Annotated in this window: 22 protein-coding genes and 1 pseudogene; 11 read left to right on the top strand and 12 right to left on the bottom strand. The window is 71.0% G+C overall.

Annotation, left to right across the window (positions count from 1 at the left end):
- The first annotated feature begins 32 nt into the window (after positions 1 to 32).
- Positions 33 to 1,532 carry a CehA/McbA family metallohydrolase gene (locus tag ACKTSN_RS26505; protein WP_409474923.1) on the top strand — a complete coding sequence of 500 codons (1,500 nt, stop codon included), beginning with the start codon at positions 33 to 35 and terminating at the stop codon, positions 1,530 to 1,532.
- Positions 1,533 to 1,619: 87 nt separating this feature from the next.
- Here ACKTSN_RS26505 and ACKTSN_RS26500 read toward each other — a convergent pair whose 3' ends face one another.
- Positions 1,620 to 2,435 (bottom strand): endonuclease/exonuclease/phosphatase family protein, encoded by an 816-nt coding sequence (locus tag ACKTSN_RS26500; RefSeq protein ID WP_409471400.1) that lies wholly within the window; start codon positions 2,433 to 2,435, stop codon positions 1,620 to 1,622.
- Positions 2,436 to 2,517: 82 nt separating this feature from the next.
- Between ACKTSN_RS26500 and ACKTSN_RS26495 the strand changes: the two genes are divergently transcribed.
- Positions 2,518 to 2,925 carry a nitroreductase/quinone reductase family protein gene (locus ACKTSN_RS26495; RefSeq protein ID WP_409471399.1) on the top strand — a complete coding sequence of 136 codons (408 nt, stop codon included), beginning with the start codon at positions 2,518 to 2,520 and terminating at the stop codon, positions 2,923 to 2,925.
- Positions 2,926 to 2,928: 3 nt separating this feature from the next.
- On the opposite strand, the gene ACKTSN_RS26490 is transcribed toward ACKTSN_RS26495, so the two are convergent.
- The 6 genes from ACKTSN_RS26490 to ACKTSN_RS26465 form a co-directional block, all read right to left on the bottom strand.
- Positions 2,929 to 4,374 carry an aldehyde dehydrogenase family protein gene (locus tag ACKTSN_RS26490; protein ID WP_409471398.1) on the bottom strand — a complete coding sequence of 482 codons (1,446 nt, stop codon included), beginning with the start codon at positions 4,372 to 4,374 and terminating at the stop codon, positions 2,929 to 2,931.
- Entirely contained in the window at positions 4,371 to 6,101 is a 1,731-nt protein-coding gene (locus tag ACKTSN_RS26485) for an N-acyl-D-amino-acid deacylase family protein (RefSeq protein WP_409471397.1), read from the bottom strand. The genes ACKTSN_RS26490 and ACKTSN_RS26485 overlap by 4 nt, the downstream gene beginning before the upstream one ends.
- Positions 6,102 to 6,195: 94 nt before the next feature.
- Positions 6,196 to 7,314, bottom strand: a complete 1,119-nt coding sequence (locus ACKTSN_RS26480; RefSeq protein WP_385510983.1) for an LLM class flavin-dependent oxidoreductase — start codon at positions 7,312 to 7,314, stop codon at positions 6,196 to 6,198.
- A 101-nt stretch (positions 7,315 to 7,415) separates the two neighbouring features.
- Positions 7,416 to 8,186, bottom strand: a complete 771-nt coding sequence (locus ACKTSN_RS26475; protein WP_409471396.1) for an SDR family NAD(P)-dependent oxidoreductase — start codon at positions 8,184 to 8,186, stop codon at positions 7,416 to 7,418.
- Between the two features lie 9 nt (positions 8,187 to 8,195).
- A complete protein-coding gene (locus ACKTSN_RS26470) occupies positions 8,196 to 9,116 on the bottom strand; it encodes an LLM class F420-dependent oxidoreductase (RefSeq protein WP_409471395.1) in 921 nt (306 codons plus the stop codon).
- Entirely contained in the window at positions 9,113 to 10,336 is a 1,224-nt protein-coding gene (locus ACKTSN_RS26465; protein ID WP_409471394.1) for an amidohydrolase family protein, read from the bottom strand. The genes ACKTSN_RS26470 and ACKTSN_RS26465 overlap by 4 nt, the downstream gene beginning before the upstream one ends.
- A gap of 267 nt (positions 10,337 to 10,603) precedes the next feature.
- On the opposite strand from ACKTSN_RS26465, the gene ACKTSN_RS26460 reads away from it, so the two are divergent.
- Positions 10,604 to 13,552: an AfsR/SARP family transcriptional regulator gene (locus tag ACKTSN_RS26460; protein WP_409471393.1), complete on the top strand. Its 2,949-nt coding sequence runs from the start codon at positions 10,604 to 10,606 to the stop codon at positions 13,550 to 13,552.
- Between the two features lie 217 nt (positions 13,553 to 13,769).
- Positions 13,770 to 13,958, top strand: a complete 189-nt coding sequence (locus tag ACKTSN_RS26455; RefSeq protein WP_409471392.1) for a hypothetical protein — start codon at positions 13,770 to 13,772, stop codon at positions 13,956 to 13,958.
- 144 nt (positions 13,959 to 14,102) lie between these two features.
- On the opposite strand, the pseudogene ACKTSN_RS26450 reads toward ACKTSN_RS26455, so the two are convergent.
- Both ACKTSN_RS26450 and ACKTSN_RS26445 read right to left on the bottom strand, forming a co-directional pair.
- Positions 14,103 to 14,539 (bottom strand): annotated as a pseudogene (locus ACKTSN_RS26450) (ATP-binding protein).
- Positions 14,536 to 14,775, bottom strand: coding sequence for a hypothetical protein (locus ACKTSN_RS26445; protein ID WP_409471391.1), 240 nt, complete (start codon positions 14,773 to 14,775; stop codon positions 14,536 to 14,538). Before ACKTSN_RS26445 ends, ACKTSN_RS26450 begins: the two are co-directional and overlap by 4 nt.
- A gap of 140 nt (positions 14,776 to 14,915) precedes the next feature.
- On the opposite strand from ACKTSN_RS26445, the gene ACKTSN_RS26440 reads away from it, so the two are divergent.
- The 4 genes from ACKTSN_RS26440 (at position 14,916) to ACKTSN_RS26425 (ending at position 17,668) form a co-directional block, all read left to right on the top strand.
- Positions 14,916 to 15,767: a helix-turn-helix domain-containing protein gene (locus tag ACKTSN_RS26440; protein ID WP_409471390.1), complete on the top strand. Its 852-nt coding sequence runs from the start codon at positions 14,916 to 14,918 to the stop codon at positions 15,765 to 15,767.
- Complete coding sequence (locus tag ACKTSN_RS26435; protein ID WP_409471389.1) at positions 15,748 to 15,954, top strand: DUF397 domain-containing protein; 207 nt, start codon at positions 15,748 to 15,750, stop codon at positions 15,952 to 15,954. Before ACKTSN_RS26440 ends, ACKTSN_RS26435 begins: the two co-directional genes overlap by 20 nt.
- Before the next feature lie 170 nt (positions 15,955 to 16,124).
- Positions 16,125 to 16,943 (top strand): hypothetical protein, encoded by an 819-nt coding sequence (locus tag ACKTSN_RS26430; RefSeq protein WP_409471388.1) that lies wholly within the window; start codon positions 16,125 to 16,127, stop codon positions 16,941 to 16,943.
- A gap of 272 nt (positions 16,944 to 17,215) precedes the next feature.
- A complete protein-coding gene (locus ACKTSN_RS26425; protein ID WP_409471387.1) occupies positions 17,216 to 17,668 on the top strand; it encodes a phospholipase in 453 nt (150 codons plus the stop codon).
- 94 nt (positions 17,669 to 17,762) lie between these two features.
- On the opposite strand, the gene ACKTSN_RS26420 is transcribed toward ACKTSN_RS26425, so the two are convergent.
- Entirely contained in the window at positions 17,763 to 19,352 is a 1,590-nt protein-coding gene (locus tag ACKTSN_RS26420; protein ID WP_409471386.1) for a FadD3 family acyl-CoA ligase, read from the bottom strand.
- 93 nt (positions 19,353 to 19,445) lie between these two features.
- Here ACKTSN_RS26420 and ACKTSN_RS26415 point away from each other — a divergent pair, with 93 nt between their 5' ends.
- From ACKTSN_RS26415 to ACKTSN_RS26405, 3 genes are read left to right on the top strand one after another with little or no spacing between them, the layout of a single operon-like run.
- The gene (locus tag ACKTSN_RS26415; protein ID WP_409471385.1) at positions 19,446 to 20,594 is read left to right on the top strand and encodes a lipid-transfer protein; all 1,149 of its coding nucleotides are present in this window, start codon (positions 19,446 to 19,448) and stop codon (positions 20,592 to 20,594) included.
- A gap of 10 nt (positions 20,595 to 20,604) precedes the next feature.
- A complete protein-coding gene (locus tag ACKTSN_RS26410; protein WP_409471384.1) occupies positions 20,605 to 21,015 on the top strand; it encodes a Zn-ribbon domain-containing OB-fold protein in 411 nt (136 codons plus the stop codon).
- Positions 21,012 to 21,785, top strand: a complete 774-nt coding sequence (locus tag ACKTSN_RS26405; protein WP_409471383.1) for an enoyl-CoA hydratase/isomerase family protein — start codon at positions 21,012 to 21,014, stop codon at positions 21,783 to 21,785. The genes ACKTSN_RS26410 and ACKTSN_RS26405 overlap by 4 nt, the downstream gene beginning before the upstream one ends.
- A gap of 3 nt (positions 21,786 to 21,788) precedes the next feature.
- On the opposite strand, the gene ACKTSN_RS26400 is transcribed toward ACKTSN_RS26405, so the two are convergent.
- Together ACKTSN_RS26400 and ACKTSN_RS26395 are read right to left on the bottom strand one after the other, a co-directional pair.
- Positions 21,789 to 22,370, bottom strand: a complete 582-nt coding sequence (locus ACKTSN_RS26400; protein WP_409471382.1) for a hypothetical protein — start codon at positions 22,368 to 22,370, stop codon at positions 21,789 to 21,791.
- A gap of 187 nt (positions 22,371 to 22,557) precedes the next feature.
- Positions 22,558 to 24,933 carry a PQQ-binding-like beta-propeller repeat protein gene (locus ACKTSN_RS26395; protein WP_409471381.1) on the bottom strand — a complete coding sequence of 792 codons (2,376 nt, stop codon included), beginning with the start codon at positions 24,931 to 24,933 and terminating at the stop codon, positions 22,558 to 22,560.
- Between the last annotated feature and the right edge of the window lie 60 nt (positions 24,934 to 24,993).

Here is a 24,993-nt window from a genome sequence, read left to right as displayed (position 1 = left end):
CGACTGTCCATACCGACCGGTCGGCAGGTCTTCTGCAGCCTGCGCGTGCGGCGCCGGTCGTGACGGGAGCGGCGGCCGCCCTTACGTTGGGTGGCGTGACCTTCGCGAGCGGCGCCGAGGCCGCGGACGGCGACCAGGAGACGCGGACGGTACGGGGCACCCTTCCGACTGGTTCGCCCGACTTCGTGTACGTACCGCTGGACATCCCCTCGGGGGTACGGGAGCTCAAGGTCGCGTACACCTACGACCGGCCCTCCGTCCCAGCCGGCACCGTGGGCAACGCCCTCGACATCGGCATCTTCGACGAACGCGGAACGGAGCTGGGCGGCCGGGGCTTCCGGGGCTGGTCGGGAGGGGCGCGCACGGAGTTCTTCATCCGCGCGGACGAGGCGACGCCCGGCTGCATCCCGGGGCCGGTCCGCCCCGGCACCTGGCACATCGCGCTGGGCCCGTACACGGTGGCGCCGCAGGGGCTGACGTACGAGATCACGATCACGCTGACCTACGGCGAGCAGGGCACCGTCGTGGACCCGGTCTACCCGCCGGAGCGGGCGAAGGGCCGGGGCCGGGACTGGTACCGGGGCGACTGCCACCTGCACTCCTGGTACTCCGACGGCCGCCGCACCCCGGCGGAGATCGGGGCCCTCGCGCGTGCGGCGGGCCTGGACTTCATCAACACCTCTGAGCACAACACGCATGCGTCCCACGCCCATTGGGCCGACGTGGCGGGCGACGACCTGCTGATCCTGCTGGGCGAGGAGGTCACGACCCGCAACGGTCACGTGGTCGCCCTCGGCACGGAGCCCGGCACCTTCATCGACTGGCGTTACCGGGCCCGCGACAACCGCTACGGCCGTTTCGCCCGCCAGATCCGCCGCGCCGGGGGCCTGGTGGTGCCGGCCCACCCGCACGCCACCTGCATCGGCTGCAACTGGAAGTTCGGCTTCGGCGAGGCGGACGCCGTCGAGGTGTGGAACGGGCCGTGGACGCCCGACGACGAGATGTCGCTGGCTGACTGGGACAGCATGCTGGTGTCGTCGGTGCGGAACGGGCGTGACTGGGTCCCGGCGATGGGCAACAGCGACGCCCACCGGGACCCGGATGTCGTCGGCCGCCCGCAGACCGTGGTGCTGGCCGACGATCTCACCCGGGAGGCGATCCAGGACGGCATCCGCGCGGGCCGCTCGTATGTCGCCGAGTCCAGGAACGTCGTCCTGTCCTTCACGGCTTCCGGCGGGCGGGGCGAACACGCAGGCATCGGCGAGCGGTTGGACGTGGACCACGAGACACCGGTGACCATCCGCCTGGAGGTCAGCGGTGCCCCACGCTGCACCGTCCGGTTCGTCACCGACCAGGGGGTGCTGCACACGAGTGCGCCGCTGCCGGTGGCCGGTTCAGGAGTCGTGGAATGGCGTACAACTCCTTCGTACGCGGCTTACGTACGGGCGGAGTTGCGGCACGAGTCAGCGCTGGGGCCGTTGCCGGGGGCGTTGGCGGCGTTCACGAATCCGATCTTCCTGGGGAGTGCGTGACGCGGGCGGCCTTCAGCGGACGGTGACCTCGTAGCGGAAGTACACCGGGTCGGCGGGAAGTTGGCAGGCCGTCTGAGAAACCCGAGGTCAGGTCCCGGCGAGGTCGGCGACGACGGCGGCGTGGTCGGAGGGCCAGACGCCGTCGACCGGGGCGTCGCCGGCCCGCCGGATGCCCTGCACATGGCCGAGTCCGTCCGGGCCGGGCGGGCCGATGTGGATGTAGTCGATCCGGACCGCCGGGTCCCGGCGCCCGACATACGGGTTCGCCGGGTCCCAGGTGGACGACGGGGCGGCCGGGTCGGCGTACTCCCAGGCGTCGATGAGGGACTGGCGGGGGACGGCCGGAGCCGTCTTGTAGCCGCCGAAGAGGCGGATCTCGTCGGAGTCCGGCCAGGCGTTGAAGTCTCCGGTGACGACCGGCGGGAACGGCGTGTCGCCGCGGTGTTCGGCGACGAACCCGGCGAGTGCGGTGACCTGTCGGCAGCGGGTGGCCGAGGCGTGCAGGGCGGAGGTGAGGTGGGTGGTGAAGAAGGGCACCTCGTAGGCGGGGGTGGCCAGCCGGGCGTGCAGGGCGAGCCGGCCGTCGTCGACGTCCGCCGGGGCGGGGAGCGGGAGGACGTCCTGCTCGGTGACGGGCCAGCGGCTGAGGACAGCGTTGCCGATGCCGACGCGCTCGTCACCGATCCGGCGCTGCCAGCGCTCCGGGGCGTGCGACGGGGCCCAGGCGCAGTGCAGGCCGAGTTCCCCGGCGAGCCACTCGGCGAGGTTCTCGCCGTCCGCGTCCCACACCTCCTGGAGGCCGACGACATCGGGGCGCAGTTCCCTGAGTGTGGCGAGGATCGCCTTCTGCCGTTCTGCCCAGGGGCCGAACCGCCACCATAGATTCCAGGTCACGACCCGCATGGCCCACCCGCCCTCGTCGCACCGTCCGAGGGACCATTGAATCAACAACCGCCCCGGCCACGACACAGGAGCCGCACGGACCATGACCCGTCTCGCCGACCTCAGATTCCGCGCCGCCACGACCGTCCAGCGCCGCCTCGCCAATCCGCTGATGCGCCGTCTCCCCCTCCACGCGGTCCTGGAGACCACCGGCCGCACCTCCGGCCTCCCCCGCCGCACACCGGTGGGCGGACGCCGCGTCGGTGACTCCTTCTGGCTGGTGTCGGAGTTCGGCGAGCGGTCCCAGTACGTCCGCAACATCCGGGTCGACCCGCGGGTCCGGGTGCGGATCAGGGGGCGATGGTACGAGGGAACAGCTCACCTCCTCCCCGACGACGACCCCGTCGCCCGGCTGCGCAGCCTGCCGCGCCTCAACAGCGCGGCGGTCCGGGTGATCGGGACGCAGCTGCTCACGGTGCGGGTGGATCTGGCGGACCGCGGCCGTCGCTGACCCTCACCCCGGCCACACGATCGCCTGCACCTCGCTGTACGCGTGCAGCGCGTACGAGCCGACGTCCCGGCCGACGCCGCTCTTCTTGAAGCCGCCGAACGGGGCCTCCATGTTGCGGCCGACGGTGTTCACGCCGACTCCGCCGGCCCGCAGGCGGCGGGCGACGCGGAAGGCTCTGGCCACGTCGCCCGACCACACGTAGTCGATCAGGCCGTAGTCGCTGTCGTTCGCCAGGGCCACCCCCTCGTCCTCCTCGTCGAAGGGAATCACGACGACCACCGGGCCGAAGATCTCCTCCCGGGCCACCCGCATGTCGTTCGTGCAGTCGGCGAGCAGGGTCGGTGCCACGTAGAAGCCCCGGTCGAGTGCGGGCCGTTCACCACCCGTCATCACCACCGCACCCTCTTTACGGCCCAGTTCGACGTACGACTCCACCCGCTCCCGGTGCTCCGCCGAGATCACCGGCCCAACGACCGTCGACGGGTCACGCGGATCGCCGGCCTTCAACCGACCCGCGTACGCGGCCAGTTGCTCGACCAGACGGTCGTACACCCCGCGCTGCGCCAGCACTCGCGTCGGCGCCGTGCAGATCTGGCCGCTGTAGAAGGAGAACGTCGTGCCGATCCCGGACACCGCCGAACCGAGGTCCGCGTCGTCGAAGACGACCGCCGCTCCCTTCCCGCCCAGCTCCATCAACTGCCGTTTCACGGACCGCCCGCACACCTCGGCGATGCGCTGCCCGACAGCCGTCGAGCCGGTGAAGCTCACCATGTCCACATCGCCCGACTCGACGGCGGCCTCCCCGACCTCCACCGACCGTCCCGAGACAACGTTCACGACCCCGCGCGGCACACCCGCCTCCGCCAGCGCCTCCGCCATCCGGTACACCGACAACGGATCCTGCGGCGCCGGTTTCACCACCACCGTGTTGCCCATCGCCAGCGCCGGGGCGACCTTGCCCGCCGGGTTCGCCCAGGGGTTGTTGTACGAGGTGATGCAGGTGACGACCCCGACCGGCTGCCGTACCGCCAGCGCGCCCATCACGCCGGCCTTCCCCATCGGCCCGGCCTCGTTGATCTGCGGCGGGATCGCCCACTCCGCCGGCTCCACGCGCGCGTACCGACGGAAGCGGGCCGCACCCACGCCCACCTGCATGCCGCGGGCCGTCCCCGTCGTCGCCCCGGTCTCGGCCCGGGCCAGCTCTGCATACGGCACCAGACGGCTCCGGATGATGTCCGCAGCCCGCGCCAGGACCGCCGCCCGCTCCTCCGCGGGGGTGCGCGACCAGGGCCCGAAGGCCTCGCGGGCCGCGGCGCAGGCCGCGTGCACCTGATCCCGCGAGGCCTCCGGCGCCCAGCCGACGATCTCCTCGGTCGCGGGGTCGATTACGGCGTAATAGCCGCCCTCCGGCTCGACCCACTCCCCGCCGACGAACAGCCGCTGGCTCACCGCGTGCTCACCGTCCGCGTGTCCCGCCCCGAGCGCAGCACCCGCCCCGGTACCGCCCCGCTCACCACGTCGTCCCGGATCGCCTCGACCCCGTTGACCCAGACGGCCCGTACACCGAGCGCCCTGGAGTCCAGGCGCGGGCTGTCTCCCGGCAGGTCGTGCACCAGGGTGGCCGTACCGGCGTCGATGCGCTCCGGGTCGAAGAGGACGAGGTCCGCATGCCAGCCCTCCGCCACCCGGCCCCGCTCCCGCAGGCCGAACAGCCGCGCCGGGTCGTCCGTCAGCATCTTCACCGCCTGCTCGAGCCCGACGAGCTTCCGCCCGCGCAGACAGTCCCCGATGAACCGGGTGGTGTACGGCGCCCCGCACATCCGGTCCAGATGGGCGCCCGCGTCGGAGCCGCCCAGCAGGACGTCCTCGTGCTGCCAGGTCTCGGCGCGCAGCGCCCAGGACGCCGGGTCGTTGTCGGGGGGCATGGGCCACAGGACCGTACGGAGGTCGTCGTTCGCGCAGATGTCGACCAGGCAGGCGAAGGGGTCCTGGCCGCGTTCCGCCGCGATGTCCCGGACGACCCGGCCGGTCAGCCCGGCGTTCGCCTCGCTGTACGTGTCGCCGATGACGTACCGCCCGAAGTCCGCCAGCCGCCGGAAGACGCCGGCTTCCTTGGAATCCGCCCGCTTCAGCATCTCGGCCCGCACGGCGGGATCCTTCAGCTTCGCGATCCGCTCGGGCACGGGCAGGCCCAGGACCGGGCCCCAGCCGGGGATGAGGTTCAGCGCGCAGAACGTGCCGAGGGACATGTTCATCGGCGTGAGGATCGGCATGGTGAGCGCCACCACCCGGCCGCCCGCCTTGCGCGCCCGTTCACTGGCGAGGAGCTGGCGGGGTACGCGCTCGGGGACGGCCGCGTCGATGGTCAGGACGTTCCAGTTCAGCGGCCGACCCGCCGCCGCGCTCATCTCCACGAACAGATCGATCTCGGCGTCGCTGAACTGGTCCAGGCAGCCCGCGACGATCGCCTCGATCTGCGTGCCCTCGTGCTCGCCGACCGCCCGGGACAGGGCCAGCAGCTCGGCGGGCTGCGCGTGCCGGGAGGCGACCGGGTTCCCGTCGCCGTCGGAGTGGGTGGACGACTGGGTGGTGGACAGGCCCCACGCCCCCGCGTCCATCGCCTCGTGGAACAGCCGGAGCATCGCCGCGAGCTGCTCCTCACTCGGCTGCCCCCCGACTGCCTCCGGCCCCATCACGTACCGCCGCAGCGCGCAGTGCCCCACCATGAACCCGGCGTTGACGGCGATCCGCCCCTCCAGGGCATCCAAATACTCACCGAAGGTGTGCCAGCTCCACGGCGCCCCTTCCTCCAGCGCCACCAGCGACATGCCCTCGACCTTGGACATCATGCGGCGGGTGTAGTCGGCGTCCTCGGGGCGGTCGGGGTTGAGCGGGGCGAGGGTGAACCCGCAGTTGCCGGCGGCGACCGTGGTCACCCCGTGGTTGAGGGAGGGGGTGGCGTACGGGTCCCAGAACAGCTGGGCGTCGTAGTGGGTGTGCGGGTCGACGAAGCCGGGGGCGAGGACGAGGCCGGTGGCGTCCTCGACCGACCGGGACTCCTCGGTGATCGTGCCGACGGCGGCGATACGCCCGTCCCGTATGCCGACGTCGGCGGTGTACGCGGGCGCGCCCGTTCCATCGACGACGGTCGCGCCTTTGATGACGTGATCGAGCATGAGCCTTGCCTCCTGACTCCGGGCCGGTGGAGATACCTAGGGGCGCGGGGAACTGCGCGACCAGCCACAAACAACCGGCAGCCGCGAACGCTCCTCAGCCAGCCCTCCGGAACCGCGTAGTCCGATGCACGGGATCCGTGTCGATCTTCGGGATCACGTGCTCCCCGATCAGCCGAATCGTCTGCAGTGTCTCCTCCTTCGGCACCCCCACCGGCAGCCCGAAGCTCAACTGATCGGCCCCGGCCTGCTCCCACCGCTTGCACTGCCGCAGCACCTCGTCGGGGTCACCGCAGACCAACAGCTCCTCCTCGATGAGGACTTCGACGAACTCCTCCGTGTACTCGGGGAGCGTCTCCGGCCACACCGGGAAGCCCTCGGGGCGCGGGAAGGTGTCGTGGTACCGGAACACCAACGACGGCAAGTAGTGCAGCCCACCGTTCGCAGCGATCCGTATCGCCTCCTCATGCGTCGGCGCGCAGATCGCGGTGGTCGTCACCATCACGTTGTCGTTGACGAAGTCCCCGATCGGCTCGGCCTCGACGACCGCGGTCTTGTACTGCTCCAGCACCCACTCCATGTCGGAGACCTTCTGCACGCTGAAGCCGAGCACGCCGAGCCCCTTGCGGGCGGCCATCGCATACGAGGGCGGCGACCCGGCCGCGTACCACATCGCCGGGTGCGACCTGCCGTACGGCTTCGGCAGGACCTTCCGCGGCGGCAGCGACCAGTGCTTGCCCTGGAAGCCCGCGTACTCGTCCTGGAGCCACATCTTGGGGAACTCGGCGATGGTCTCTTCCCAGATCTCCTTCGTGTAGTTCATGTCGGTGATCCCCGGGAGGAAGCCGAGGATCTCGTGGCTGCCCGCGCCGCGTCCGCTGCCGAACTCGAAGCGGTTCTCGGTGAGATGGTCGAGCATGGCGACCTTCTCGGCGACCTTCACCGGGTGGTTGACCTGGGCGAGCGGGTTGAAGATGCCGGAGCCGAGGTGGATGCGCTCGGTGGCGTGGGCGAGGTAGCCGAGGAAGACGTCGTTGGCGGAGAGGTGGGAGTACTCCTCCAGGAAGTGGTGCTCGGACGCCCAGGCGTACTTGAACCCGGACCTGTCCGCCTGGATGACGTACTCGGTCTCCTCCATCAGCGCCTTGTGCTCGGCGAGCGGGTCGGTCTCGGCGCGCTTGCCCACGTATCCCTGTACAAAGAGCCCGAATTCCAAGGAGGTTCACCGTCCCGGGTCTTTTCTGATACACCGTCAGATTCCTTCACTGCCGCCGACTGTGGCACCGGGGGTGCGCACCGTCAATAGCTGACGTGCCGTCAGATGACGCTGACGCCGGCCAGCCACCCCCCGTCGATCACGAACGGCTGCCCGGTGATGTACGAGGAGTCCTCGCAGGACAGGAACAGCGCCAGCCGCGCCACCTCCTCCGGCCGTCCGATCCGCCCCAGCGGCACCAGCCTGCGGTACAGCTCGTCCAGGGCCTGCGAGGTCTGCACGGGGTCCGCATCCGGGTCCAGGAGCGCCGGGTTGGACATCGCGGTGTCGATGGCGCCCGGGCACATGGCGTTGACGCGGATGCCCCGGTGGGCCAGCTCCAGGGCGGCGACACGGGTGAGGCCGATGACGGCGTGCTTGGTGGCCGCGTAGGTGCCGACGGCCGCCATGCCGGTCATGCCGGTGTAGGAGGCGGTGTTGACGATCGTGCCGCCCGTCTCGAGGTGGGGTGCCACGGTCTTCACACCCAGAAAGCAGCCGACCTGGTTCACCTGCACGACCTGCATGAACTCGTCGAGGGGCGTGTCCACGAGGGCGTTGAAGCGCAGGATGCCGGCGTTGTTGACGAGCCCGTCGACCCGGCCGTACGCCTCCTTGGCGGCGGCCACCGCGGCGCGCCAGTCGTCCTCCCGCCCCACGTCGAGATGGACGTACCGGGCTCCGATCTCCTTGGCGAGCGCCTCGCCCGCGTCGTCGAGGACATCGGTGACGACGACCTCGGCGCCCTCCTCCCGGAACAGCCGGGCCTCCTGCTCCCCCTGCCCGCGCGCCGCACCGGTGACGATCACGACACGTCCGTCCAGCTTGCCCATGCGTTCTCCTCACAGGTACGGAGCCACGTCGGCGCCGAATGCGGTCATCTGGTCGGTGAGTTCGACGCGGCTCCGGCTGCGGAACCGCACCTGGATCTGGTGCACGCCCATCGCCCGGTAGGCCCGCAGCGACTCGGCGAGGGCGGCGGGGGTGCCGGTGAGGGTGCGGCGACCGACGTCCCAGGTGGGACGGCCGACGTAGAGCGGCTCGGTGAGGGCGCCGATGGTGAGGGGCGTGTCGATGCCGGCCTGAGCCCGCTGTGCTGTCAGCCGGGCGATCTGTCCGGGCAGCCGGTCCCGCGGGTCGCCCTGCGGCAGCCAGCCGTCGCCCTTGAGCGCGGCCCGGCGTACGGCGGCGGGTGAGGAGCCGCCCACCCAGAGGGGAACGCTCGGCTGGGCGGGCCGGGGACGCTGGCCGAGATCATGGAACTCGTACAGCTTGCCGTGATGTGCGGGGAACTCGTCCGGGCCGAGGGCGGCCCGGAGGGCGTCGATGGACTCGTCGAGTACGGCGCCGCGCTGCCGGAAGTCCACCCCGAGCGCCTCGAACTCCTCCGGCACATGCCCGGCGCCGACCCCCAGGATCAGGCGCCCCCGGCTCAGGTGGTCGAGGGTGGCGTACTGCTTGGCCGTGATCAGGGGGTGCCGTAGTCCGACGACGGCGACATGGGAGAGGAGCCGGACGCGTTCGGTGACCGCCGCCAGATGGGCGAGGGTGGCCACGGGGTCGTACCACACCGTGCTCATCGCGGGCGCGAGCCGGCGCGGGATGGCGACGTGGTCGCAGCAGGCGACGTAGTCGAACCCGCTCCGGTCGGCGACGCGGGCGATCTCGATGAGGTCCTCGGGTCCGGCCGCGGCCTCCCAGGGCTCGGTGTAGAGGGTGCTCTGGGACTGGACGGGGAGCTGGATGCCGTAGCGGAGGCTCATGGCCCGCCCCACAGGCCGTCGTCGGTCAGCCCGAGCAGCTCGATGGCGTTCCGCCGGACGATCCGTTCCACTGTGCCGGCGTCCAGATGCCCCATCTGCGCCTCGCCGACCTCGCGGGACTTCGGCCAGGTGGAGTCGGAGTGCGGGTAGTCGGTCTCGTAGAGGACGTTGCCGACTCCGATGGAATCCAGGTTGCGGAGCCCGAAGGCGTCGTCGAAGAAACAGCCGTAGACGTGCTCGGCGAACAGCTCGGACGGCGGCCGGTGCACCTTGTCGGCGACACCGCCCCAGGCGCGGTTCTCCTCCCAGACGACGTCGGCGCGCTCCAGGATGTACGGGATCCACCCGATCTGCCCCTCGGCGTACATGATGCGGAGGTTCGGGAACCGCTCGAACTTCCCGCTCATCAACCAGTCGACCATCGAGAAGCAGCAGTTGGCGAAGGTGATGGTGGAGCCGACGGCGGGCGGGGCGTCGGCGGAGGTGGAGGGCATACGGCTGCTGGAGCCGATGTGCATCGCGATGACCGTGCCGGTCTCGTCGCAGGCGGCGAGGAAGGGGTCCCAGTCGTCGGTGTGGACGGAGGGCAGGCCCAGGTGCGGGGGTATCTCGGAGAACGCGACGGCACGGACGCCGCGCGCCGCGTTGCGCCGGACTTCTGCCGCAGCCAGCCCGGCGTCCCAGAGGGGAATGAGGGTGAGGGGGATGAGCCGCCCCTGCGCCTCGGACCCGCACCACTCCTCCACCATCCAGTCGTTGTAGGCGCGGATGCAGAGCAGACCGAGCTCGTGGTCGGCGGCCTCGGTGAAGGTCTGGCCGCAGAAGCGGGGGAAGGTGGGGAAGCAGAGGGCGGACTGGACGTGGTTGACGTCCATGTCGGCGAGCCGGGCGGGGACGTCGTACGAGCCCTGCCTCATCTGCTCGTACGTGATGATCTCGAGCTTGATCTCGTCCCTGTCGTAGCCGACGGCGGTGTCGAGGCGGGTGAGGGGGCGGTGCAGGTCCTCGTAGACCCACCAGTCGCCGATCGGGCCGTCGTCGCCCGGTTGCCCCATGACGGGCTTGAAACGGCCGCCGAGGAAGGTCATTTCCTTCAGGGGCGCGCGGACGATGCGCGGCCCGGTGTCGAGGTACTTCTTCGGAAGCCGGTCCTGCCAGACGCCCGGGGGTTCGACGGTGTGGTCGTCGACGGAGATGATCTTCGGGAAGGAGGTGTCCATGGAGGCAAGGTAGCGCCGATCTGACGGACCGTCAGCAATGTCGGCAGCAGCCGGGCGGAAGCCGGGCGCGGTGGATCTCGGCGGAAGCGATCGCGGTGTATCTCACACCGCGCTTCGCGCTCAGTTCAGTGCGGGAGTGTGCGATGACGGTGTGAGGGCCTTGTGATGTCCGCATGCCTGGCTGTGACTGGGGCCTCGCACGGCTGACGCACCTGCCAGAAGCAAGGCAAACTGACAGGGTTGTTCAGATTGTCTAGGGGGACGGCGATGGACGAGGTACCTCGAGTGCCGAAGCAGAGGCGTCCGGGCTCTTCGGAGGAGCCGGAGACGCTGCGCTTCAGCGTGCTCGGGCCGGTGCGCGCCTGGCGCGGCGAGGAGTCACTGAACACCGGTTCCCCCCAGCAACGCGCCCTGCTGGCCGCGCTGCTGCTGCGCGAGGGCCGTACGGCGACCGCGGCGGAGCTGATCGACGCGCTGTGGGGCGAGGAGCCGCCGTCCCAGGCGCTGGCGGCACTACGGACGTACGCCTCCCGGCTGCGCAAGGTCCTGGACGCCGGCGTCCTGGTCAGCGAGTCGGGCGGTTACGTGATCCGCTCGGTCGCGGACGGGGCGCTGGACCTGGCGGTGGCGCAGGACCTGGCGGCGGACGCGGAGAAGGCGAAGAACGCGGGGGACCTGTGCCGGGCGCGCGAGCTGCTCGGGCGCACGGTGGCCCTGTGGGACGGCGAGGCGCTGGCGGGCGTACCGGGGCCGTACGCGGAGGCGCAACGGGTGCGCCTGGAGGAATGGCGCCTTCAGCTGCTGGAGTCCCGTCTGGACATGGACCTGGAACAGGGCTGCCATGCGGAGGCGGTCTCGGAGCTCACGGCACTGACGGCGGCGCATCCGCTCCGCGAACGGCTGCGTGAGCTGCTGATGCTGGCGCTGTACCGGAGCGGCCGGCAGGCGGAGGCGCTTGCCGTGTACGCGGACACGCGGCGGCTGCTGGCGGACGAGCTGGGGGTGGACCCGCGGCCGGAGCTGCGGGAGTTGCAGCAGCGGATCCTCCAGGCGGATCCTGGGCTGGCGGAACCGTCGGCACCGGTTGCCGAGCCCACGACAACCGTGGTCCGTCCCGCCCAGCTCCCTGCCACCGTCCCCGACTTCACCGGCCGTTCCTCCTTCGTGACCGAGCTGAGCGAGGTACTGGCATCGGCGGAGGCCCGGGTGATGGCGGTCTCGGCGCTGGCGGGCATCGGCGGCGTGGGCAAGACGACGCTTGCGGTCCATGTCGCGCACCAAGCGCGGTCGGCGTTCCCCGACGGGCAGCTGTACGTGGATCTGCAGGGTGCCGGTTCGCGGGCGGCGGAGCCAGAGACGGTCCTGGGCTCGTTCCTGCGGGCACTCGGCACGGCTGACTCGGCGATCCCGGACTCCCTGGAGGAGCGTTCGGCGCTGTACCGGTCGGTGCTGGACGGCCGACGGGTACTGGTGCTGCTGGACAACGCCCGCGATGCCGCCCAGGTACGTCCGCTGCTGCCCGGGACCTCCGGGTGCGCGGCACTGGTCACCTCCCGCGTCCGGATGGTGGACCTGGCCGGCGCCCACCTGATCGACCTCGACGTCATGTCCCCCGACGAGGCGCTGTCGCTGTTCACCAAGATCGTGGGCGAGGAACGGGTCGCGTCGGAACGGGAGGCCGCCCTCGACGTGGTGGCGGCGTGCGGCTTCCTGCCGTTGGCGATCCGGATCGCCGCGTCGCGACTGGCGGCGCGGCGGACATGGACGGTGTCCGTACTGGCGGCGAAGCTCGCGGATGAGCGACGCCGGCTGGACGAGCTGCAGGCCGGTGACCTGGCGGTGAAGGCGACGTTCGAGCTGGGCTACGGACAGCTGGAGCCTGCCCAGGCACGGGCGTTCAGGCTGCTGGGGCTGGCAGACGGGCCGGACATTTCGCTGGCGGCGGCTGCGGCGGTGCTGGACCTGCCGGTGGAGGAGACGGAGGACTTGCTGGAGTCCCTCGTCGACACCTCGTTGCTGGAGTCGGCGGCGCCTGGCCGGTACCGGTACCACGACCTGGTGCGGCTCTACGCGCGTGCGTGCGCGGAGAGGGATGAGCAGCCGCCGAGTGAGCGGGATGCGGCTATGTCGCGGTTGCTGGACTTTTATCTGGCTACGGCGGCGGGGGTGTACGCGATCGAGCGGCCGGGGGATCGGCTGGTGGACGACCTGGAGGCCACGGATTACCCGGGGCTGGTCTTCACCGACGGATCGGCGGCTCTGGACTGGCTCTACACCGAGGCGGCTCCGATACTGGCCTGCGTACGGCAGGCGGCGGGTACGGAGCGTTTACAGCGGGCGGTGGATCTGCTGTGGGCCTCCAGGGACCTGTCCGAGTCGGGCGCGAACTCCCACCAGTACGAGACCACAGCGGTGGCCATGCGCGAGGCAACGCAGGCGGCTGGGGACGTCCGCGCGGAGGGCAGGGCACGCAATACCCTCACCGGCGTTCTGCTCGTCTCCGGACGTATCCAGCAGGCCGCGCAGGAGGCACGGCTCGCCATGGAGTGCTCGACCGCGGCCGGAGACTCCACCGCCTCCAGCTGGGCGGCTCAGGATCGTGGGCTCATCGCACTTCACCAGCACCGGTACGCGGACGGCAAGGTCTTCTTCGACCAGGCCATAGAAGGCTTCCGGACAGCGGGCAACGGACTTTGCGAAGCGACCGCTCTGTGCAACCTCTCGCGGGCCCATATGGGGATGGGCAACACGGCCAAGGCCATCGAGTTCGCTCAGCACGGCCTCGCCGTGCACATCGAGGTGGGCAGCACGATGCGGCTGGCGAACGGGCACTACGCCCTGGGCGTGGCCCTGACCAAGGCCGACCGGCACGCGGAGGCGCTCAGCCAGTACTCGGAGGCCCTGACCATCTTCGTGGACCACCGGCAGCGGCTCTGGGAAGGGACCACCCACTTCAGGATCGCTGAAGCGCACATCGCAGCCCGTCGGCCCGCCCGGGCAGCCCAGCACGCCGAACAGGCCCTCGCTATCGGGTGCATCGGCGGCGACCGGATGCGGGGCAATGTCCTGACGCTCCTGGGACGAGCGCTGTCCACCCTGGGCCAGCTGGACCGGGCAAGGGCCTGCTGGCGCGAGGCACTCAACCTCTACGAAGAGAACGGCGCCCCAGAAGCCGACGAGGTACGCGCCCTCCTCACGCCGACTGCGGCGGCATAGAGAGCGGGCTTCGCACCGGGTGGTCACGGACGTTCAGCGTTCGTTTATCTCCGCCCGGCACTCTCTTACCTGTCACACCGTCGTGTCGGGGGGCAGACGGTCTGACCAGGAGCCCAGCAGGCTAGTGTGCGGCTCCGAACGCCCGTCCGGCAGCCCTCGGGGGAGCTTCTGGGCGGGCGTTCCTCACTCGTCATACACAGCAGAGGATGGCAAGCCAATGAGCGACAACAAGAAGGACGCGGACGCCACTCCGCTGGACAACAACATGCCCAGCGAGCCGGCGACGGAAGAGACCATCACCACGCTCGACAACAACATGCCCACCCCTCCGAAGGACTCGGGCATCACCACTCTGGACAACAACATGCCCACCCCGCCCGCCCGCGACCTCGACGGCGGCAAGTAAGGACCTTCATCCCAGCGGGGATCGGCCGCGACGGCGCGGAGGGGGAGCCGCCGCGGCCGATGTGCGTCAAAGGCGCCTTCACGCCGCCTCCTGTCCGAGAGTGTTCGATTCACTCGGACCATCACATCTCGCAGGACTGACCAGTCAGCGCTCAGTGCAAGAGACAGGTGGACCCGACTCCAAGGTCGGCCCCATCGCCATGCCGGCTTCGACAGGGACGTCCAGTTCGCACCACACGGTCTTGCCCGCCGCACACGGCTCCACACCCCACCGCGAAGCCACCGCGTCCAGCAGGGCCAGTCCGCGACCGGACTCGTCGCCGGCCGTGGCGTGCAGCAGAACGGGAAGTGCGCGCGGCTCGGGATCGGTGACCTCGACGCGGGTACGGCCTTCTGACCGATCACCCGTACGCACACCGGGACCCCCTCCCCGACATGCCGGATGACGTTGCCTACCAGTTCCGTGACACACAACTGGACATCGACGCAGGGCACGCCCAAGTGGTCGCGCACGGCGCGGCGCAGTTCGGGTACGGCCTCGGGGAGGGCGAGGAGGTCGAGCTGGAGGCAAGGACCGCTCAACGCTGGGCCGCCTTCCGGAGAACCTCCGCCAGCGCCCGCGCGGTGCCGATGTTGCAGTTGCCGAGCGAGATCAGGCCGGCCGGGGGCCGGTACGAGCCCGCGAAGCTCGACAGGTCGACGCGGAGGGAGGGCAGCGTGATGCCGTGGGCGGCGAGGGCGTCGCGCAGTTCCTCCGCGCAGAGGGTCATGTCGTAGGCCGTGGAGTTGTCGGGGGCCGACGTGTGGGGCGGCTGCATCGACGTACACCTTTCCGTGCGCTCTGTGATGAATCAGTCACACCTTGACGCCGGGCCCCGTAGCGTAAAAGGGGTTCGGCTTCCCGGGCGCGAACTGCAGAAGCGCGTACGGCTGTTGTGGAATCGGCGGTGAGGGCAGGGTGCGGCGCAAGGACATCGACGGGTCGGAGAGCGTGCCGAGCTTCTACGGCAAGGAGTTGCGGTGGAAGCGGGAGCAGGCGGGGCTGACGCTTCAGCAGTTGGCGGAGGGGAGCTTCTACGGGCTGAGTCACCTGAGTGAGATCGAGCGCGGGGAGCGTCGTATGCCGCGTGATCTCGCGGAGCACGTGGATCTGGTGCTCGGGACCGACGGGTTCTTCGCGCGGCGGTGCGAGGACGTGCGGAAGGCTCGGCGGAGGGGGCACGCCAAGTATTTCGAGAGGGTTCTCGAGGCCGAGCGGCATGCAGACGTCATCGAGGAGTGGTGCCCGACGCTCTTCCCCGGACTGCTCCAGACCGGGCCGTACGCCCGCGCCGTGGTCCGGGCCACACACCCCCTGGAGTCGCAGGAGAAGACGGACGAGAAAGTACAGGCCCGCCTCGCCCGGGCCCGCCTCTTCGACGACGACACGAAGATCCCCGAGTACTGGGTGATCCTCCACGAGTCGCTGCTCCGGCTTCCCATCCTTCCCCCGGCGGAGATGGCCGAACAGCTGGACCGCGTAGTGGAGTTGGCCCGGCAGCCCCGGATCACTCCACAGGTCCTTCCGTGGAATTGCGGCACGCATCCGTTCATGGTCGGCACCGCGATGCTCATGTCCTTCCCCGACGCCCCGCCGCTGGTCTATACGGAGTCCCTCCACACGGGGGACACCATCGACGATCCGGCCCTCGTACGGGAGTACCGCAGGTCGTACGATCGGCTAAGGGCCGCCGCTCTGCCGCCGGAGGCGTCCCTCGCCTTGATCGAGGAAGCGGCTGAGGACTACCGAAATGGCAAGCAACGACGTTGACTTGAGCACCGCCCGCTGGAGGAAGAGCACCTACAGCAACGGCAGCGGCGGAAACTGCGTCGAGGTCGCCGACGGCCTCCCCGCCCTGGTCCCCGTACGCGATTCAAAGCAGGCCGAGAACAGCGGCCCTCTCCTCCTCTTCCGAGCCCACGCCTGGACCACGTTCCTCACCTCCTTGAAGCACTGAGCACCTCGCAGCGAAGCTGCCAGTTATCCACAGGGCGTGCAGAAACCAGGGAAGCTTGCGACCTTTGGCAGGTGGAGCGAAGGGCATTGCGGGAATTGGCGGAGGAGGGTGTCCTCCTCACCTCGCGCGCGCTCACAGCCGGTTGGCCTCGGCGTTCTCTCTTCCGGCGGTTGCGCTCGGAGGGGTGGGCGCAGGTCCGGAGTGGAGCCTGGGCCGAGCCCGGGCAGGGCCTCGACCTCGTCGTGCGACTGAGGGCCGCCCAGCTGTTGAACCCTCAGCTCGTCGTGAGCCACTGCTCGGCTGCTCAGCTCTGGCAGATCGAGACGCTGGACTCGGAACGTCCTGATCACCACCTGGAATTCACCGACCCCGGGCTCACCGTCCGGCAGGTGCTCACGGGTGTACGCGTACACCGCATCTCCCTCGCCGAGGCCGACGTCGTCGAGCAACGGGGACTGCGTGTCACGGACGTCCCCCGCACTCTCGCCGACCTCCTCCGGGCCGGCCCGAGGGACGACGCCCTCGTCGCCGTGGAATCCGCGCTGAGCTACCGCAGGGTCGGCCCGAGCCGCCGCGCACCGCTCATCGCCCCAGCCGGAATCGCCGTCGCGCTCGAAGCGCCGCTTCTGGGTGCCGCCAGGGCACGGCAATGGCTGCGGCTCGTGGATCCCCGGGCCGGCTCACCGGCGGAGACCATCGCCCGTCTGCGCATGCTCGACGCCGGGCTCCGACCGGAGACTCAGGCCGAAGTACGGACCCGGGACGGGCGCCGCCGCTACCTCGACTTCCTGTTCCGGGACGTCGGGCTGGCCGTGGAGATCGAGGGCTACGCCTTCCACGGCACCCGCGAGGCCCACCGACGGGACGTGGCTCGCTTCAACCAACTCCTCCAGTGCCCCGAGGTCCGACACCTCCTCCGCTTCACCGCCGAGGACGTCTTCCACCGCCCGGCCTCAATGATCGCCCAGATCCGCACACTCCTCCCCTGACCCCGGTTCCGCCAGGGATTGGAGGATCTGTGCCACCTCCGAGGGTGCATACGGCCGTCCGTCCTGGGCCTTTTCCCATCCGGGGTGGCACAGATCCTCCAATCCCCTTGTTCTCTGCGGGCCTTCGGAGGTTCATGTTCCGATCGGTCGTCGCATACCAGCGTTAATTGAGGATTTGGGGATGTGGGGTGGGGAAGCGATTTCGCGATGGGCAGTCTCTTGTCATGAACCTGTTGCCCGATGGGCGGGCAGCAGCCTCATGGAGGTGTGGGATGCACCGCAGACTCGCCACTGCTCTTGCCGCCTCGACTCTCTCCCTGGTCGCCGTCGTCGGTACCGCGACCGCCGCCACCGCCGCTCCGGCCGACAAGCCGCAGGTCCTCGCCAGTTGGACGCAGACCAGCGCGTCGAGTTACAGCACCTGGGCCGCCGCCCGTGCGAACCAGGCCGCCTGGTCGGCGTACGCCTTCGACTGGTCGACCGACTACTGCTCCTCCTCGCCGGACAACCCGTTCGGCTTCCCCTTCGCCATGTCCTGCGCCCGCCACGACTTCGGCTACCGCAACTACAAGGCCGCAGGCGCCTTCGACGCCAACAAGGCCCGCCTCGACAGCGCCTTCTACGAGGACCTCAAGCGCGTCTGCAACAACTACAGCGGCGGGACCAAGACCGCCTGCAACAGCACTGCGTGGACGTACTACCAGGCCGTGCGTGCCTTCGGCTGACCAACCACCGCGGGACGCCGTCGCCGGCCGGCGTCCCGCCGCACCACCGTCCGCCACCACGACCGACTTCTTTCCGGACGCCCCGAGTGACTCCTCACCCGCGCTCCCTCAACTCCCCCTTCACCACCTTGCCGCTCGCGTTACGCGGCAGCTCCCCCACGAACTCCACCGCCCGCGGCACCTTGTAGTTCGCCATCTCCCGGCGTGCCCATGCGATCAGGTCGTCCCCGGTCAGTACGGCCCCCGCGCGGCGTACCACGTACGCCTTGCCGACCTCGCCGAGGCGGGCGTCCGGTACGCCGATGACGGCGACGTCGGACACGTCCGGATGCAGACCGAGGACCTGCTCTATCTCCGCGGGGTAGGCGTTGAAGCCGCCGACGACGAACATGTCCTTGATGCGGTCGGTGATGCGCAGGTTGCCCGCCTCGTCCAGGACGCCCACGTCGCCGGTGCGCAGCCAGCCGTCCGGGGTCAGGACCTCCGCCGTGGCCGCCGGGTCCTCGAAGTAGCCGCGCATGACGTTGAAGCCGCGGACGAGGACCTCACCGGGGGTGCCGAGGGGAGCGTCGACCCGTACCTCCGTGCCCGGGACGGCCCGGCCGGACGTCGATGCGATCACCGTGGGGTCGTCGCCGCGGCGGCACATCGTGACGATGCCGCTCGCTTCGGAGAGGCCGTACGCCGTGAGGACCGTCTCCACGCCGAGTTCGCCGCGCAGCCGTTCGACCAGGCGGAGCGGGACCACGGCCGCGCCGGTCACCACCAGGCGCAGCGCCGACAGGTCGTGGGCGTCGCGGGAGGCGTGGTCGAGGAGGGACTGGTGGAGGGCGGGCGGGCCGGGGAGGACGGAGACGCGTTCCGCCGCGATGTTCGCCAGGGCGGTGGTCGCGGTGAACACCGGCTGGGGGATCATCGTCGCGCCGCGCATCAGACAGGCCAGGACGCCGGCCTTGTAGCCGAAGGTGTGGAAGAAGGGGTTCACGATGAGGTAGCGGTCGTCGTGCCGCAGGCCCGCCAGGTCGCTCCACACCTCGTATGCGCGGAGGGTCTGGGCGTGGGTGATCACCGCGCCCTTGGGGCGGCCGGTCGTGCCCGAGGTGAAGATGATGTCCGAGGGCCAGGACGGGTCGACCTGGGATGCGCGGGAGCGGACGGCGGACTGCCCCACCGCGTCGCCGCTCGCCAGGAAGTCCTTCCAGGTGCGGAAGTCGGCCGGGGCGTCGTCCGACAGGACCACCACCTGCTCCAGGGAGGGCAGTCCGGGCAGTGGGCCCCGGCCGTCACCGGGGCCCTCCCCCGCCGCGCGGCGCAGTGACGCCACGTACGACGTGCCCAGGAACGTGCCTGTCACGAACAGCAGGCGGGCACGGCTGCGCCGCAGGACGTCCGCCGCCTCCGTGCCCTTGAAGCGGGTGTTCAGCGGGACCAGGACCGCCCCGGCCGACACCGCGCCCAGCGCCGAGACGATCCAGTCCAGCGAGTTCGGCGCCCAGATGGCGACGCGGTCCCCGGGCGACACCCCGTTCGCCAGGCAGGCCGCGGCCGCGCGTTCCACGCGGGCGCCCAGTTCGGCGTACGAGATCCTCGTCCGGCCCTCCACGACCGCCTCGGCGTCGCCGTACCGTTCGGCCGCGCTCCGCACCAGCCCCGGAATGCCGCCCCACTCCACGTCTCCGCGCACACCGGCCTCCCGAACACGTAGCTGACTGACCGTCAGATTAGCGGTAGCCTGACGGACTGTCAGCAAGCAGGTCGCCGGTGTGGAGGTGTGCTCATGGCAGGGCTGAAGGACGCGACGGCCATCGTCGGGATCGGGCAGACCGCCTTCGCCCGGCAGCTCCCCGAGGACGAGCGGACCCTCGCCTGCCGTGCCGTCCTCGCCGCCCTGGACGACGCCGGGATCGCCCCGGGCGAGGTCGACGCCCTGGCCTCGTACACAATGGAGGAGACCGACGAGGTGGAGCTCGCCAAGGCCCTCGGGCTCGGTGACCTCACCTTCTTCGGCAAGGTCGGCTACGGCGGCGGCGGTTCCTGCGCCACCGTCGCCCATCTCGCCGCCGCCATCGCCACCGGGCAGGCCACGGTCGGGGTCGCCTGGCGGTCCCGCAAGCGCGGCAGCGGGCCGCGGCCCTGGACGAACACCACCGCCCAACTCCCCACACCCGCCCAGTGGACCCGCCCCTTCGGGCTGCTCCGCCCGGCCGACGAGATCGCCATGCTCACCCGCCGCTACCTGCACGAGTACGGCGCCACCCGCGATCACCTGTTCAACGTCGCCCTCGCCTGCCGCAACCGGGCCAACCAGAACCCCGCCGCGGTGATGTACGACCGCCCTCTCACCCGCGAGATGTACATGACCTCCCGCTGGATCAGCGAACCCCTCTGCCTCTTCGACAACTGCCTGGAGACGGACGGGGCGTTGGCCTGTGTCGTCGTATCGCGTGAGCGCGCCCGGGACTGTCGGCGCAAGCCCGTCTACGTCCACTCCGCCGCCCAGGGCCTGCCCGCCCAGCACCACGGAATGGTCAACTACTGGAACGACGACCCGCTCACCGGGCCCGCCTGGACCGCCGCCCGGCACCTGTGGAAGCACGCCGACTTCACCCCGCAGGACGTAGACGTCGCCCAGATCTACGACGCGTTCACGCCCCTCATACCGCTCTCCCTGGAGGGTTACGGCTTCTGCGACCGGGGTGAGGGCGGCGCCTTCACGGAGGGCGGCGCCCTGGAGATCGGCGGGCGGCTGCCGCTGAACACCGGGGGCGGCGGACTCAGCGAGGCCTACGTCCACGGGTTCAACCTGATCACCGAGGGCGTGAAGCAACTGCGGGGCACCAGTACCGCCCAGGTCCCGGGCGCCGCCACCTGTCTGGTCACCGCCGGCGAGGGCGTCCCCACCTCCGCCCTGCTGCTGAGGAACTGAGGAGTCGACCATGCTGAGCCCCGTCATCGACCCCGACGGCGCCCCCTTCTGGCGGTACGCCACCCAGGGCGAGCTGCGTGTCCAGGCCTGCGCCGGCTGCGGTGAACTGCGCTTCCCGCCCCGGCCCTGCTGCCCGCACTGCCAGTCGTTCGCGTCCGAGTGGCGCCGGATGTCCGGGCTCGGGCGGATCTGGTCGTACGTCGTCCCGCATCCGCCGCTGCTGCCCGACTACGCCGAGCAGGCGCCGTACAACGTGATCGTCGTCGAGCTGGCGGAGGCGCCGAGAATACGGCTGGTCGGCAACCTCGTCAGCCGTCCCGGCGCGCCCCTCGACTCCGTTCCGCCGGACCGGGTCCGGATCGGCGCGAGGGTCCGGGTCGTCTTCACCGATGCCGGGGTTCCGCAGTGGGTGTACGGATGAGCGGCCTGCGGGTCACCGCCGACAAGGACACCGGCCTCGCCGTCGTCACCCTCGACCGGCCCGAGCGGCTCAACGCCGTCGATCTTGCCATGGCCGACGAACTCGCCGCCGCGTGGCGGGAGTTCCGGTACGACGACGCCGTGCGGGCCGTCGTCCTCACGGGCGCCGGGGATCGGGCCTTCTGCACCGGCATCGACCGAAGCGCCGAGGTTCCCCAGCCCAACTCGCCGTACATGGCGGACGATCCGCTGCTGAGCGTGGGGCCGAAGGCGAACGACCTGTGGAAGCCGGTCGTCGCGGCCGTGGAGGGGATGGCCTGCGGCGGGGCGTTCTATCTGCTCGGGGAGGCGGAGTTCGTCGTCGCCGGGACGAATGCGAGCTTCTTCGACCCGCACACCACGTACGGCATGGTCAGCGCGTACGAGTCGATGCTGATGGCGCAGCGGATGCCGTACGGGGAGGTCGCCCGGATGGCGCTCATGGGTACTGCGGAGCGGATCTCGGCGCGGCGGGCGTACGAGGTGGGGCTGGTGTCCGAAGTCACCCCGCCCGGCGAGGCGTTGGCGGCGGCGACCGCCTGTGCCACGGTGCTCGCCGGATACCCTCCCGAGGCCGTCCAGGGGACCGTGCGGGCCCTGTGGGCGGCCAGGGAGGCGGCCCTGACGACGGCGTTCGCGCAGGCGCCGGCGCTGATCGCGCTGGGCAATGCGCCGGCGGGGCTGCAGACGGAGCTGTTCCGCGGCCGGCGCCGGGAGCACCGGACGCGGTGAGGACTACTCCTCCGGCTCGGCGACCTCGTCGACGTCGCAGCCGGCCACTTCGGCGGCGCGGCTTCTGTTGCTCGACTCGATGTCGACGGTGAGCTTGTCGCGGCCGGGCACTTCGAGGAACCAGGTCTCCTGCTTGACGGTGCCGCCCGCCCGGTTCTCGAAGGTGACGTCGACGGCGAAGGTGGCGGTGCTCGCGTTGGGGTTGGTGATCTCGACCCTGGAGTACGGGGCCTTGCCGGTGACGCACTTGACCCGCTTCACCGAGGCGTTCCGCAGCGTCTCGGCGGAGCCCGAGGAGCCGGAGGAGCCGGTGTTGTCGTCACCGTAGGAGTCGCTGTAGCCGCTGCTGCCGGACGTACCGCCGTAGTCGTCATCGTCGTCGTCCGTGCCCGACCAGGTACCTCCCCCGGACGTCGACGACGAGCTGTCGTGGTCCTGGCTGGAGCTGCTGCAACCGCCCCCTCCCCCGCCGTCGCTGCCGCCACTGCCGTGGCCGTGGCCGCGTCCGGTCGAGAAACCGGTCAGCGTCAGGACCACCAACGCCGCCATCGCCGTGAGTTTGAGTGTGCGCCCCCGAAGATCCATGCCGTCACGCTATCGGATCGTCTGTCACGGTCATGTCACCGTCTGGCGACCGTCGCGCACCCGCTGTAGCGTCGGGTGTGAGCACGGTGAAGACCGGTTGCTCGCCCGAGCGACGGCCGCCGTCGGGAACCCTTCCGTGCGCCCGGTACGACGGCCGTCCCGCGGCTCGGAGCATGACCGCAGGCTCTCAGGCTGTGCGGGCCGTGCCCGTGCCCTTCTCCGCGTCCAGCGCGTACACGCAGCGGTCCTTGCTGCACGCGTACACGATGCCGTCCTTGACGACCGGGGAGCCGGTGATCTCGCCGCCGGTGGCGAGTTTCCAGCGCAGTCGGCCGTCGTCGGCCTTCAGGGTGTACAGCAGGTGGTCGGTGGAACCGAAGTGGATACGGCCCTCGGCGACCGACGGTGCGCCCACGATGTCGCCGCCCGCCTGGAAGCGCCACTTGGGGGTGCCGGTGACCGCGTCCAGCGTGTACAGGCCGGTGCCGCTGCCGACGTGGACGTGACCGGCGGCCACCAGGACCGGTTCGACGGACGCCCGCGACTCGGTGGCGATGCGCCAGCGGTCGCGGCCGTCGGTGGCGTCGAGGGCGTACACCGTGCCGAGGTAGTCGGCGAGGTAGACGCCGCCGCCGGTGACCGCGGGGCCGGGCGCGAAGGCGGGCGGGGAGAGGAAGACCGCGGGGGCCTCGAAGTGCCAGCGCACGTGCCCGCCGGCCACGTCGATCGCGAGGACGCGGGTGCCCGCGGACACGTACACGTATCCGTCGGGCGCGGGGGCGACACGGACCGGTACGCCGCCGCAGGAGGCCGCGTCGCCGATCGGGTACGACCAGCGCTCGTCACCGGTGCGGGCATCCAGGGCGCGCAGCCGGGCGTCCTGCCAGACGTACACCGTGCCGTCGTGCAGGGCGGGCCCGGCCTCCGGGGACTCGAAGTCGCTCTGGCAGCCGGTGATCTCCCACAGCTTCTGGCCGTTCGCGGCCTCCCAGGCCTGCACACCGCCGCCGCGGGTGCCGGTGACGACGGTGCCGCGCTCGGCCTTCAGGGAGTACACCCAGGCGTCCGTCGACAGCCGCCACAGGTCGGCGCCCTCGCGGGCGTCCAGGGCGAAGAGGGTGGGGCCGTCGGAGGCGTGGATCCGTCCGTCGGCGACCGCCATCGACCAGGCCACGTCCCGGGTCTTGAAGCGGCGCCGTCCGGTGCCCACGTCCAGGGCGTGCACCTCGAAGGAGGTGACGTAGACGAGGTCGTCGGCGACGGCCGGGGTGCCCCAGACGTCGTTGGACATACGGAACCGCCAGGGGCGCCAGCCGGCCGGGTTCTCCGGGGGTGCGGGCTGCGGCGCCGGTACGGCGGGTTCGGCGCCGTTGACGCCGGGGCGGGGCTTGGCCCAGGACGCGGCCAGGCCCGCCTCGGGCGGGGGCGCCTTGACGGCGGCGGCGCGGGCGTCGGCGACGCGCGGGCCGGGGCCGATGGGTACCGCGGCGCCGGCCAGCCGTACGGGGCCGCCGTCGGGGGCGCCGACCGGGGCGGACACGGGTGCCGCGGGCGCCGGCGCCGTGTACGCGGGCGCCGGGACGACGGGGGCGTGGGGCGGCGGGGGCGGCACGGCGTGCGGCCGGCCGGAGCTGCGGCCCGAGCCGGAGGCGGGCTTGGCAGGGGGGCGGCCGCCCCGTCGGGACTCGATCAGGCCGACGGCCTTCTCGGGCAGCCACGCCGACGCCGTACCGCTGTCGTCGGAGCCGGAGCCGAACAGGTGCGGGGCGAGCTGGGCCTGGAGGTCGGCGGGGGTGGGGCGGGCCGAGGGGTCCATCTGCATACAGGACTCGATCAGCGGGCGCAGCTCGTCCGGCAGGCCTTCGAGGTCGGGTCCCTCCCGCAGCAGCATGAAGACGGTCTCGACCGGGTTGGCGCCGTGGAAGGGCGGGTGTCCGGTGGCGGCGAAGACGAGGGTGGAGCCGAGCGAGAAGACGTCGCTGGCGCCGGTGACGGAGCGGGAGTCCTTGGCCTGCTCGGGCGACATGTAGGCGGGGGTGCCGACGGCGACGTTCGTCATCGTCAGACGGGTGTTCGAGACGCCGGAGGCGATACCGAAGTCGATCACCCGGGGGCCGTCCTCGACGACGAGCACGTTGGAGGGCTTCAGGTCCCGGTGGACGAGCCCTGCGCCGTGGATGGACTGGAGGGCCTCCGCGACGCCCGCCGCCAGCCAGCGCACCGCCTGGGCCGGCATCGGCCCGCAGTCGTTCACTATCTCCTCGAGCGAGGGCGCGGGAACGTACGCGGTGGCCAGCCACGGCACGGCCGCCCGCGGGTCGGCGTCGACCACGGCCGCCGTGTAGAAGCCGGACACCGCGCGGGCCGCCTCGACCTCGCGCGTGAAACGGACGCGGAACAGCTGGTCCTCGGCGAGCTCCGTCCGGACGGTCTTGATCGCCACGCGCCGGCCGGACGCCGAGCGCGCGAGATAGACCAGCCCCATGCCGCCGGCACCCAGCCGTCCCAGCACCTCGAACGGCCCGATCCGCCGCGGATCGTGCTGCGTCAGCTGATCCACCACTTGCCTGCCACCTCCCCGTACGAGCCGCGTCACCCACATATGTACGCGACCCCGTGCAGC

This window comes from Streptomyces flavusporus (assembly GCF_046267975.1).
In the GTDB taxonomy this organism is placed as follows: Bacteria; Actinomycetota; Actinomycetes; order Streptomycetales; family Streptomycetaceae; genus Streptomyces; species Streptomyces flavusporus.
Note: the sequence above shows the minus strand (reverse complement) of the source record. Positions and strands in the feature narration are given on the sequence as shown.